Below are 12,444 nucleotides of genomic sequence, written 5' to 3'. Positions count from 1 at the left end.
GCCCAATGGTCTCCGAACCACTGCCGCGGTCGGTTGACCGCCAGTTAAGGGAGGCTTTCTGATGAAGAAGACACTGTTTACCCTGGCGCTTGGCGCCGTCGCCACCTTCGCGTTCACGCCGTCGCAGGCACAGGCGCAGACCTATTTCGGCCCTGCGGACATGGATGTCGCGTTCGGGCCGATGGGTTCGATCTCGGTCAATTTCGGCCAGGCAGGCATCGCCGCCGGCTCGTTCCAGCACATCTATCAGTTCTCGCTGCCGCAGTCGGGCACTGCCAGCGGGACGATCAGCACCAGCGCCGTCACCTTTGGTGGCATCGGCGATCTCGATCTGATCTCGGTATTCTTCAACGGAATCGAACTGACCGGCTTCACCGGCGCGATCAACGAAGTCGTGTTCGCGAACGACGTGCCGATCATGGGGGGCATGACAAACGAAATCATCATCAACGGCCTCTCCCGCGGCAACGGCTCCTATGGCGGCCAGGGCGTGTTCGTGCCGACCGGCGTGCCTGAGCCTGCTGCCTGGGCGATGCTGATCGGCGGCTTCGGCTTCGCCGGCGCCGCCATGCGTCGCGCGCGTCGCACGACGGTGCGCTACGCCGCAGCCTGATCGCACGATCGGCAAGGATGAAGGGCGTCGCCGCGGATTGCGGCGGCGCCTTTTTCCTTTTGCCGCGATCCGAGCGTCGACCCTCTTGCTCCCGCCGAAATCGCGCGGTAAAGCCGCGACCGCACAGGGGTGTAGCTCAGCTGGTTAGAGCGTCGGTCTCCAAAACCGAAGGCCCTCGGTTCGAATCCGAGCTCCCCTGCCACTTCGCGCTTTTTCGGCTTTTTGTCGCAACCGCCCGTCTCGGCAGCACCTTCGTGCCACGCAGTTTTTGCCGAGTGGCTCGACCTAATCATCCGCAGGCACCCGGCTGAAAAGCAGCGCACCGATCACCCGCAGCTTCATAGTCCCCCCCCCATCACCATTGATCTACGTTACGTGATACCATAACACGCGAATACGTCCCGCTGGGCCGTGCCGCTATTCGACCAAGGAATGCACGATAACTGATCGTCCCGCCACGCTGGGGATATGTCCGGAGGCCGCCAAGGCTCACGCTACCCCTCGTCTGCGCGATCGCTATGATTCCCAGCGTCTTCGCGCCCGTTCCGATATCCGCTGGGCGGCACTGCTCCTCGCGTTGCTGGCCCTCTCTTGGCAGAGCGTGATCGTCCGCGCTCATGTGCATGCCGGCGCCGCCCGTGCCGCCCCGCACACGCATGGTGCTGCGCAAACGCCGGACCGGTCGCCTGGGGAGCCTGACAAGGATTGCCCGCTGTGCCAGGCGCTGGAGTTCGCTGGCAATTATCTGCTGCCCAACCCGGTTGTCTTTCAGGCGTCCGAGCCAGCGCCCGTCTGGTTCACCTTTACCCTGTCGCTCGCACTGGCGCTCCGCCAGCGATCACCCGCCTGGCGCAGCCGCGCGCCGCCGCTCCGCATCCAAGCCTGAACCCACTCGCCGCGAAGGGCAGGTCATGCCCTCGCGCAGTTATCGGAATTGAACCGGGATTCCGACACCAAGGTCTTGGAGTAGAATTACATGCGTCATCTCTTCCTGATGGGCGCGGCGACCGCAGCCCTGATCCCAGCCGCCGCCTTCGCGCAGGACACGGCCAGCAAACCCGCCGACAGCAACAGCATCGTCGTAACCGGATCGCCGCTAGGCTCCGAAACACCGACGATCGTTGCCACGGTGGACCGCGACACGATCATCGAGACCGGCGGCGGCAACATCGCCGATTCGCTCGCCCAGGTGCCGGGGATCGCCGGTACCGGTTTTGCCTCGGGGGCGAGCCGGCCGATCATCCGCGGCATGGACGCAACGCGCGTGCGCATTCTCGAAAATGGCACAAGCGCGTCCGACGTGTCGGACATCGGTCCCGATCACGGCGTACCGATCGATCCGCTTTCGGCCCAGCGCATCGAAGTCGTCCGCGGCCCCGCGACGCTGCGCTATGGCAGCCAGGCGATCGGCGGTGTGGTCAACGTACTCAACAACCGCGTGCCGACCGAGCTGCCGACCAAGGACATCTCGGGCGAACTGAGCGGCAGCTATGCCACCAACGCCGATACCTGGCAGACGGCGGGCCTTGTCGATGCCAAGTCCGGCGACCTCGCGCTGCATGCCGATGCATTCTACCGCCATGCCGGCGACTATGAGACGCCACTCGGCGCCGAAGACAACAGCTTCATCCGTGGCTGGGGCGGGTCGCTCGGCGGCTCGGTCTTCTTCGGTCCGGACAAGGGCAGCCATGTCGGCGCTGCGGTGGTCCATTACGACACGCAGTACGGCATCCCGGCCGACGAGGCCTGGATCGACATGCATCAGACCAAGGTGCTCGGCAACGGCACCTTCGCGCTGGGTGACGGCCTGCTGAAGCTGCTCACCATCGATGCCAGCTATGGTGACTACCAGCACCAGGAAAAGAATCCCGACGGCTCGGTGAACACCACTTTCAAGAACAAGGAGTTCGACAGCCACGCCGAGCTGCTGTTCGGCCAGATGGGCATCTTCTCGAAGACCGCGCTCGGCATCCAGGTCGGCCACCGCGACTTCTCGGCGATCGGCGAGGACAGCGCCTATCTCCAGCCGGCGACCTCGCAGAGCGAGGCGGCCTATCTGTTCACCGAGGTGCCCGTCGGCACCGCGCTGCATATCCAGGCGAGCGGTCGGGTGGAGACCGTCCATGTCGAGGGTACGCCCGCGTCGGACGTCTTTACCAAGCGCGACTTCACCCCGGTGAGCGGATCGATCGGCGCGCTGCTCGACGTCGCATCGGGTGTGAAGTTCGGCGTGGCCTTCTCGAGCACCGGCCGCGCACCGGCGCTGACGGAGCTATTCGCACGCGGCGGCCATGACGGACCGCAAACCTTCGAGACCGGCGACGCCGCGCTCAAGATCGAGCGGGCCAATTCGCTTGAGGGCACGATCCGCGTGAACTCGGGTCGCTTCGGCTTCGAGGGCAGCGTCTACGGCACCTGGTTCCACAACTATATCTATGGGAATCTGACCGGGCGCACCTGCGACGATGACGGCAATTGCGTCGTCGGCGACAGCGAGGAACTGAAGGAACTCAATTATGGCCAGCAGGGTGCCAAGTTCTGGGGCCTGGAAGGCGATGCGCACTACCAGCTCCTTCAGAGCGCGGTCGGCAATCTCGATGTGCACGTGCTCGGTGACTACACTCGCGCCAAGCTCGACGATGGCAACAATGTCCCGCGGATCCCGCCCTATCGTATCGGCGGCGGGCTGAACTGGAAGAGCGACCGCTTCGATGCAGGCTTCCTGTGGATGCATGTTGGCGAACAGGACAAATATGGCGTCTTCGACACGCCGACTGACGGCTATGAGAACCTCAGCGCCAACATCGCGGTGCGGCCGTTCAAAAGCCAGCCGGGGATCGAGTTCGCGGTCGTCGGGCAGAACCTGACCAACGACGTGATCCGCAACGCTTCGGCCTTCAACAAGGAGGATGTGGTGATGCCGGGCCGGACGGTGCGCTTCGTGGTGAAGCTCGCGACCTTCTGAACACAGGCCTCGTCGCCGCGGCTCGATCGCGGCGACGAGGTGCTCCGGCACCAGCGCCACGGCGGTCAGCTGATGTGAACAGCCTTGGTGATCATGTGGCCATTCACACCCTCCGGCCCGTCTTCGGAACCGAAGCCGCTTTCCTTGACGCCGCCGAACGGCGCATCGGGCCAGGATGTACGGACATTGTTGATCACGACCATCCCCGCCTCGACCGAATCAGCGAGCAGATTCTGGCGGCGACCGTTCTCCGTGAAGCAATAGGCGGCAAGCCCGTAGGGCAGGCGATTGGCCTGGGCGATCGCATCCTCCACCGTGCCGAAGCGCGCGAGCAGCGCCAGCGGCCCGAACGGTTCGTCGTTCATCGCAGCTGCCTCGACCGGCACGTCGCCAAGCACGGTCGGCTGGAAGAAGAAGCCGCCGCCTTCGCCGCGCCCGCCGCCCGCGAGCAGCTTTGCGCCAACGGACCGCGCATTCTCGACCATCGCCTCGATCGTGCCTGGGCGGCGCGGATTGGCGGTCGGCCCCATCACGGTACCAGCTTCCCGGCCGTCACCGATTTTGATCCGCCCGGCACGCTCGGCGAAGCCGGCGGCGAAGCGATCATAGATGCCGTCCTGGACATAGAAGCGCGTCGGCGAGACGCAGACCTGACCGGCATTGCGGAATTTGTGCGCGACCAGCGTGTCGAGCGTCTTCTCGAGATCGCAATCGTCGAACACCAGCACCGGCGAATGGCCGCCCAGTTCCATCGTCATCCGCATTACCGTGTCGGCCGCAAGCTTCATCAGATGCTTGCCGACCGGCACCGAGCCGGTGAAGCTCAGCTTGCGCGTGACCGGCGAGGCCAGCAGCGTCCGCGAAACGGTGTCGGGAACGCCGAACACGATCTGGCACGCATCCGCAGGCAAGCCCGCGTCGATGAAGCACTGCATTACCGCGATCGCGCTGGCCGGGGTTTCCTCGCTGGGCTTCAGGATCACCGAGCAACCGGCGGCGAGCGCCGGCGAAATCTTGCGCACCGGATTGATGACCGGGAAGTTCCACGCACAGAAGGCGGCAACCGGCCCGACCGGCTGCTTGAGCACTAGCGAACGCAGGCCCGGCGCGCGCGGCAGCACCTTGCCCACATTGCGCAGCGCCTCACCGGCGTGAAATTCGAGCAGTGCGGCCGAATAGATCGCCTCGCCGCGTGCCTCGGCGAGCGGCTTGCCCTGTTCGAGCGTGGCGATCTGCGCCAGTTGCTCGGCCCGCTCGCGCAGCAGCGCCGCCGTGCGGTTGAGAACAGCGGCGCGCTGCTCCGGCGGGGTCGCCCGCCAGCTTGCGAAACCGCGCTCCGCCGTTTCGAGCGCGTCGGCGAGATCCTGGTCGGTCGCCAGCGGTAGTTCGCCGATCGTCTCGCCGGTCGCGGGGTTGAGCACCGCCTGGGTCTCCCGCCCTGCCCGGCCGCACCATTCGCCACCGATATAGAGATTGAGATCGGGAAGAACGCCAGCGGTCATCGCGAAAGCCTTTCGATTAAGCGGGAAGAGAAGGAAATCGGTATGGCTTCCATCGACCTTCCGCTCGCCGCTGTCGAGAGCAGCGCGCACCGCATATCGGCCCGCCGGCGCGAATGATCGCACCGGCGGCATTTTACGTCAGGGCAGATCGACGCGTTCGAACGGCACCTTGGCGAGTTCGGGCAGCGCCTTCAGCTGCGGCTCGACCGTCTTGAGATCGCCCACCGCGATCAGCGTCAGCCGATCGAGCGGGTAATCGGCCTTGGCCGATGCCATCATCTGTTCGGGCGTCACCGCGAGCACCGCCGGAACATAGCGGTCCGTCCAGTCCGCGGGCAGGCCCAGCATGTCGCGCTGCGCGAGCGTGCTGGCGACGGCGCCGGCCGTCGAGTTCTGGATCGCGAACAGACCGGCAAGATAGGTGCGGATACCCTTCGACTCCTCGATATTAACCGGCTCGGTCTGCATCCGGCGGATTTCCTTGAACACCTCCGCCATCGCCGCACCGGTCTGAGCGGTGGTGATGTCCGCGTCGAACGTCCACAGCGCCTCTTCGGGATTGAAGCGGACGCCCGAGCCGGGCGAATAGGTATAGCCCTTGTCCTCGCGGATATTGCGGGTGATGCGCGAGCTGAATGCGCCGCCGAGCAGCGCATTGGTGACGCGCTGCGGGATATCCGCTTCGGTGCCGGCACGTGCCGCGTCGAACGCCAGCCGAACGGTCGTCTGTGGGGCACCCGGCCGATCGACCAGCACGACGCGCGGGCCGGGCGCGTGCGGGCTGGTGAGCGTCGCCACCGCCGGGCCGGCCGACCAGCCGTCGAACGTGCGGGCGACCGCAGCCTTCACCGCGCGCGGATCGAACTGGCCGACAATATAGAGATGGGCGCGACGAGCGCCGAACTGGCCGGTGTAGAAGCGCCGCACATCGGCCATCGTATAGGCCGCCAGCTGCGCTTCGCTGGGCACCAGCCGGCCATAGGGATGATCGGCGCCATAGATGGCCCGCCCCAGCGCAATATCGGCAAGCATGCCGGGCTGCGACAGGGCACCGGCAAGGTTGCGGGCGAGATTGGCCTTCACCCGCGCCAGCTCGCTCTCCGGCAGCGTGGGCCGCATCGCGACGTCGCCGATCAGCACGACGGCGTCAGCGGCATGTTCGGACAGCACGTTCATCGAGATGCCGGTCGACTGCGTCGAAACGCCGACGTTCAGATCGCCGCCCATTGCGGCGGCGGCAGTGGCGATCTCGGCCGCGGTGCGGCCCGCCGCGCCTTCCTTCATCAGTTCGGCGGTCAGATCGGCCAGCCAAGTGTCAGCGCCTTCCACGGCATTGCCGCCGAGGACGCGGAGCGACACGACCACCTTCGGCGCGATGCCATAGGGCAACAGCGTCACCTCCATGCCGTTCCGCAGCCGATAGGTTTCGGCGGCGGGCAGACGGAACGGCTTAGGATCGCCGATCGGCGGCGCCGGCGGCAGTTGCTGTGCGAGCGCGGGCGTGGCGGCGAGCAGCGCCGCGGCGATGGCGAACAGGGCACGCTGCATCACTTGTCTCCCTTGCCGGCGGCGCCGGGCTCGATCACGTAGATTGAACGGTTGGTTCGCCGCAGATATTCCCGAGCCGTCTTCTGGATCAGCGCGGGCGTCACCTTGGCAAAGCCGTCCTCGATGCGATTGACCGCGGCCGGATCATTATCGAACAGCGCATAGACCGCGAGCAGATCGATCAGGCCGACGCGGCCGCCGCTGTCGATCGTGCCATAGAGTTCGGAGCGCATCTTGGTGCGGGCGCGATCGAGCTCGGCCTGGGTGACGGGCTTGCTGCGCAAATCCTCGATCACGCTATCGACGGCGCGGGTGATCTCCTCGCGGCTGTGCGACGGATCATGGGTGAGGCTGAAGCTCCAAAGCATCGGGCCGCGATAGTTGAACATGTTGCCCAGATCGCCATTGATCCCGCCGCCGACGTCGCTGGCGATGCCGGTTTCCTGAACGAGCTTGCGATAGAGCCGGCTGTCGTCGCCCTGGAGCAGGATCTGGTCGATCAGGCCCATCGCATACCATTCGGGCGTGCCGCGCGGGGGAACATGATAGCCAGCGGCATAGCCAGGCTTGGGTGCGAGCGCATCGACGCGGCTCTTGAACTTTTCCTCGGTCTGGCGCGGCTCGGAAATGTCCGGCTGTGCCACCGGCGCTTTCTTCGGGATCCAGCCGAAATACTTCTCCACCATCGCGCGGGTGGCGTCGTAATCGATGTCCCCGGCGATCACGAGCACGGCGTTGCTCGGGCGATAGAACGCCTCCGAGAAGGATCGCGCATCGGCGACGGTTGCCGCCTCGACCTCCTTCAGGTCGCCGTAGAAATTATGGCTGTTGTACCAGTTGGTGTTGGCCAGCATCGGCAGGTCGATCCAGGGCCAGGCGCTGTAGGGCTGGTTGAGCACGTTCACCTTGATCTCATTGCCGACCACGCCCTGCTGGTTTTCCAGCACGGTCTGGTCGATCACCGGATCGGCCATGCGGTCGGCCTCCAGCCACAGCATCCGTTCGAGCGCGCTCGACGGCACGATCTCGAAATAATTGGTGAAATCGAAGCGGGTGGAGCCGTTGTTTACCCCGCCGGCATTGGTGATCGTATCGTCGAACACGCCCTTGGGCGCGTGCTTCGATCCCTGGAACATCAGATGTTCGAACAGGTGCGCGAAGCCGGTGCGGTCCTTCGGCTCAACGCGGAAGCCGATGCCGTAATAGACGCCGACCGTCACTGTGGGGGCGATATTGTCTTTGGTAAGCACGACGCGAAGCCCGTTGGGCAGCGTGAAATAGCGCATGTCGACGTTGAGCGATGCGGCAGCGGGCATCGCCATCTGGGCAGACGCCGTCGCCGGCACCGTGGCGGCGAGCAGGGCGATCGCCAGGCTCCAGTATCTCATGGTGGTTCCCCAAGACTCTCGGATCGAGCCGATGTGTGTTGGGGTAGCACCACGGTCGAGCGATGCAAGAGGCGCGGCAACGCCGCTTCAGTGGCGTCCGCTATGGCCAATGCGCTTGACGCTGCCCTTGATGCGGGCGGTGCGCGCACGTTCGATCCGCTCGCGATCGAGCTTCTCGCGCTCGGCACGCTCGCGTTCGGCTCGCTCGCGATCCTCACGCGCCATCCGCTCGGCGATGCGCAGGCGGATCGCCTGGAGCGCGGGCGATGCCTCGGTCTGGCTGAAATGCCGACGCAACAGCTCCTGCGCGCGGATCGCCTCGGCGGCAGCGATGCGGTCCGACCAGTGACGCGGCCGCTCGGTCTGTTTCGACGCCGCCACGAGCCGGGCGGCCGTGCGGTAGAAGCCGAACATCCGCGCGGCATAGATACCGGTGAACAGCGCGGTGCCGACGCCGACGAGCACGAACACCGCCCCGCCAGCCTGCGGCCGATAGAGCAGAATCAAGATCATCAGATAGACGAGCAGCGCCATCATCACGCTGTACGCCGCGAATTCGAGCGCCAGGAAGAGATAGCGGCGCATGCCGGGGTCGCTCATCGCCTTGCTCCTGCGCAGTCGCGAGCCGCGTCGCCCCGCGCGCCCGCGCAACTCTGCTCTGCCTGCCAGTGCCATCATGCCGCTGCCGCCGTTAACGAATCCTGATGCCGCCATGCGACACGCGTCGCCCGGCGGCGGAGCACCGCGCGAATGCAGTCCCCTTCCCCTTCATTATAGGTCAGGATCGGTTGCCCCAGCTTCCCTGGCGTTCGCGATCCTCGCGATCCATTCGTTCGGCGATGCGTTGGCGGATGGCTTCGAGCGATAGCGTAGGATCGAGCGCAAGCTCGTCCTCCTCTTCCTGATTTGCGGCTCGGTCGCCCTCTGCCCGCAACGCGGCGAGACGTGCCAGCGCGTCGATCGTGTCCAGCTCGCCCAGTTCGCGAAGTTTGGCGGCATCGACCCCTTCAAGTCCCAGCTGTTCGGCGGCGATACGCTCCGCCCAGCGCAGCTTGCGCTCACGCAGCGGATCGACGGGAACGGCTTCCGCCTCCACCTCGGCGTCGTCGACGATCATGCCGGCGTAATGACGATGGATCCGGCGATAACGATTGAACATGCGCACGGCATAGAGCGCGGTCAGCACCGCCACGCAGATGCTGGTGTTAATGTACCAGCGCGAATGCGCCTGCGGCGCGAACGACACGAGCACGTACATTGCCGCGCCAAGGAACGTCATGAAGATGAAGTATAAAAAGAACTCGATGGACTCGTACAGATAAGCCCGAATGACTGCGATCTTCATAGCCCCGCTCCGCTGCACGCGGCGTCCGCGGTGCCGCCATCGGGGCGAACGGAACTGCTGCGCGACCGGCCCCCAATAAACACGCAGGCCGTTAACGAAGTCTGGGCGCGGGCCGCCCCACGCCTCAGGAATTGTACGGACAGATGGGACTTTTAGCGGACCAGATTATACAGGACCGAACTGACAAAGTACGAAGCCACAGGGTTGCCGTTTGCATCAATCGCAGGGTCGAACTTGGCTTTGCGCATCATTGCCCGGCATGTCGGCGTCGCAAACAAATCAGGCTCGGTCCGGGCGAGGATATGGCAACTGGAGACGTTGCCGTCGGCATCAACATTAAGCCTGAACTGTAGCAGACCGCTATAACCATCTCTTGATGCCTTGTCGGGGTAGTCGTCGGGCGTCAACCAGATAGAAGGAACGGCCTTTGGCTCCGGCGGCTTCTGGAGCGAGAGCTGGACCTTTGGATCAAACCCCCATGTCTCGATGAGTTGCTCAGTACAGGTCTGAAGCGCTGCAAAGGGCTTTGCAAGATTACCGAACTCGAGATGAAATGAACGCTTTCCATAAGGCTTGACGTCCATCCCCGTAACGCTTGCTGCGAGCGTCTCGACTTGGTTTGCCTTGGCAGCGTCCTTGATATCCTTCACATCGGTTAGGGTGACGGAACGCATGATCGCCATGGCGAGATCGCCGTCTGACCCGAGGATCGCGTTAAACTTCTCGTGTTTCCCGGTGCCGAAATCCAGCGTGAATATCCTGCGCCCACCGGTCAGTTGCACCGGCTTTCCATAGAGCCTCAGCTCGAAAAAGAAGCCAGGGCTATAGCGCGTGAAACTGACGAACACCGTATCGTCGCCTTGCCCGAAGCGCGCATAGAGATGGCAGGAATCGCGATCATAATTGATCTCCCATGCCCCCACTCGATCGTAACGTGCGGGAGTATCGATCTCGGCCTCGGCGATCGAGGGCAAAGCAGCCGACACAGCTGCCGCAAGCAGCATATAACGCATAGTTCCCCGCGGAAAAGCAACGCGGCGCCCACTCCAACAGGAACAAGCGCCATCGCCACGGCCTATTTCACGCGCGCGGCAGACTGGTCAACCGGCACCACCGGCAGCAGCACCGAACTCGACTGGTTGCCGCCGTACATGATCGTCACCGTCGCCTTCTGATAGTCATCGGGCTTGGCGAAGAAGATATTCTCCACATATTTCTGTGGGTTGCGATCATAGACCGGGAACAGCGTCGACTGGATCTGCACCATGATCCGGTGGCCGGGCAGGAAGGTGTGGTTCACCGTCGGCAGGCGGAACTTGTATTCCTGGACCTTGCCGGCGGGGATCGGCGACGGCTTTTCGAACGAGTTGCGATAGCGGCCGCGGAAGATGTCCATCGCAATCGGCAGCTGGAAACCGCCCATTTCCTTGTTCGACGCGATCTCTTCCGGATAGACGTCGATCACCTTGACCACGAAGTCGCCATCGGTGCCGGTCGTCTTGGCGAAGATATCCGCCAGTGGCGCCCCCGAGACGCGCACCGCCTGCTTGAGCACCGGCGTCGAATAGGTGAGCACGTCCGGGCGACCATCGGCGAAGCGCTGATCGGTGACGAGGTAGGTGCTCCAGCGGCCGTCGTTGAAATTGATCGGCCGCGGCAGATAGGGGACGGGCTTGGCCGGATCGGAAACATAGCTGTCCGAACCTGCGCCCGGCCGCTCGAAGCCGGCGCCCTCACCCGCCGTCAGGTAAAGCGGCGTCAGCGCATCGGCGAGCGGCCATTTGTTCAGGAAATCCCAATGGTTCTCACCGGTGTTGTAGATGCTGGCCACAGGCGGCGTATAGGCCGGCGCGCCGTCCTTCAGATGCGCGTTGAAGAAGGGCAGCAGGATGTCGCGGCGGGCCTGGAGCGCGGTGTCGCCCTCGAACTTGAGCTCGCCGAGCGTCGATCCGTTATAGTTGAAGCCAGAGTGCCGCCACGGCCCCATCAACAGATAGTTATTGTTCGCCTGCGGCGTCTTCTGAAGCTCTTCCCAGCTGTGGATCGCGCCATACATATCTTCGTGATCCCAAAGCCCCTGCTCCCACAGCGTCGGCACGTTCGACGGATTGGCGGCAAGCATCTTGTCGAGCGCCTGCCCCTGCCAGAACGCGTCATAGGTCACATGCTCGGTCAGCTTCTTCCAGAAGGGCAGCTGGTCATAGCCATATTGCTTTGCCCAATCGCCCGCCGAGCCGATCTTGCGGAAGGTGTCGTAATCGTCCCAGCCGCCATTGGGGGGCGTCGGCCCGCCCGCCTTGTAGCCGGTGATGCCCGAGATCCAGCCGATATTGGGCAGACGGAACGCGCCGTAATGGAACCAGTCATCGCCCATCCAGCCGTCGATCATCGGGCTTTCGGGGGCAGCGACCTTGAGCGCCGGATGCGGATGGAGCAGCGCCATCACCACCGTCCAGCCTTCATAGGACGAGCCCAGCATGCCGACCTTGGCATTCGATTCGGGCAGGTTCTTCACCAGCCAGTCGATCGTGTCCCACGCGTCGGTTGTATCGTCGACCTTGGTGGGATTGAGTGGGCCGACCGGCGGGCGGGTGACGACGAAATCGCCCTCGGAGCGATACTTGCCGCGAATGTCCTGGAACACTCGGATATAGCCGGCCTGTACGAACACCTCGTCGCCCTGCGCCAGCACCGACAGCATCTTGTTGCTGTCCGTCCGCCGCACGCGATTATAGGCGTCATAGGGCGTGCGCGTGAGAAGGATCGGCGCGTTCTTTGCACCCTTGGGGATGACGATCGTCGTGAACAGCTTGGTGCCATCGCGCATCGGCACCATCACTTCGCGGCGGATATAGTCCTTGGCCCCCTCGGGCAGGACGAACTTCTCCGGAATGTCGTTGAAATCGCCCGGCGCGCGCTGCGCCGTTGCGGCCGGCCCTGCCAGCACTGCCGCCGCCGCCAGACCCGCCAGCGCAAAATAACTATAGCTCATGAACGTCCCCGCCTTCTCGTTGAGTGCGACGGTGATAATGTCTCACAGTGCCCGTGGGAAGCCCGCAACGAGCGCCTCCCTGGCCGACCGG

General features: G+C 64.3%; 10 protein-coding genes and 1 tRNA gene. 4 read left to right on the top strand and 7 right to left on the bottom strand.

The window, feature by feature from the left end; all coding sequences use genetic code 11:
* Positions 1–61 precede the first annotated feature (61 nt).
* The 4 genes from ACX40Y_RS15575 (at position 62) to ACX40Y_RS15560 (ending at position 3,578) form a co-directional block, all read left to right on the top strand.
* Positions 62–613, top strand: coding sequence for an FxDxF family PEP-CTERM protein (locus ACX40Y_RS15575; protein WP_459120482.1), 552 nt, complete (start codon positions 62–64; stop codon positions 611–613).
* A 125-nt stretch (positions 614–738) separates the two neighbouring features.
* Positions 739–815 (top strand) — tRNA-Trp (locus tag ACX40Y_RS15570).
* 192 nt (positions 816–1,007) lie between these two features.
* Entirely contained in the window at positions 1,008–1,499 is a 492-nt protein-coding gene (locus tag ACX40Y_RS15565) for a DUF2946 family protein (protein ID WP_459120573.1), read from the top strand.
* Positions 1,500–1,589: 90 nt separating this feature from the next.
* A complete protein-coding gene (locus ACX40Y_RS15560; RefSeq protein WP_459120481.1) occupies positions 1,590–3,578 on the top strand; it encodes a TonB-dependent receptor domain-containing protein in 1,989 nt (662 codons plus the stop codon).
* A 65-nt stretch (positions 3,579–3,643) separates the two neighbouring features.
* Here the strand turns inward: ACX40Y_RS15560 and ACX40Y_RS15555 are convergent, their stop codons facing one another.
* The 7 genes from ACX40Y_RS15555 to ACX40Y_RS15525 all read right to left on the bottom strand — a co-directional run bounded on the left by ACX40Y_RS15555 (position 3,644) and on the right by ACX40Y_RS15525 (position 12,353).
* Positions 3,644–5,080, bottom strand: a complete 1,437-nt coding sequence (locus ACX40Y_RS15555; RefSeq protein ID WP_459120480.1) for an NAD-dependent succinate-semialdehyde dehydrogenase — start codon at positions 5,078–5,080, stop codon at positions 3,644–3,646.
* 138 nt (positions 5,081–5,218) lie between these two features.
* Positions 5,219–6,628 carry a M16 family metallopeptidase gene (locus ACX40Y_RS15550; RefSeq protein ID WP_459120479.1) on the bottom strand — a complete coding sequence of 470 codons (1,410 nt, stop codon included), beginning with the start codon at positions 6,626–6,628 and terminating at the stop codon, positions 5,219–5,221.
* A complete protein-coding gene (locus ACX40Y_RS15545; RefSeq protein ID WP_459120478.1) occupies positions 6,628–8,016 on the bottom strand; it encodes a M16 family metallopeptidase in 1,389 nt (462 codons plus the stop codon). The genes ACX40Y_RS15550 and ACX40Y_RS15545 overlap by 1 nt, the downstream gene beginning before the upstream one ends.
* Positions 8,017–8,103: 87 nt before the next feature.
* A complete protein-coding gene (locus ACX40Y_RS15540; protein ID WP_459120477.1) occupies positions 8,104–8,616 on the bottom strand; it encodes a hypothetical protein in 513 nt (170 codons plus the stop codon).
* Positions 8,617–8,794: 178 nt separating this feature from the next.
* Positions 8,795–9,361 carry a hypothetical protein gene (locus ACX40Y_RS15535; RefSeq protein ID WP_459120476.1) on the bottom strand — a complete coding sequence of 189 codons (567 nt, stop codon included), beginning with the start codon at positions 9,359–9,361 and terminating at the stop codon, positions 8,795–8,797.
* 152 nt (positions 9,362–9,513) lie between these two features.
* Positions 9,514–10,374, bottom strand: a complete 861-nt coding sequence (locus ACX40Y_RS15530; protein ID WP_459120475.1) for an energy transducer TonB — start codon at positions 10,372–10,374, stop codon at positions 9,514–9,516.
* 62 nt (positions 10,375–10,436) lie between these two features.
* Positions 10,437–12,353 carry a CocE/NonD family hydrolase gene (locus tag ACX40Y_RS15525; protein WP_459120474.1) on the bottom strand — a complete coding sequence of 639 codons (1,917 nt, stop codon included), beginning with the start codon at positions 12,351–12,353 and terminating at the stop codon, positions 10,437–10,439.
* Positions 12,354–12,444: the final 91 nt, after the last annotated feature.

The organism is Sphingomonas sp. RS6, from assembly GCF_054489705.1.
The sequence above is the reverse complement of the archived record's forward strand: the minus strand, read 5'-3'. Positions and strand labels throughout refer to the sequence as shown.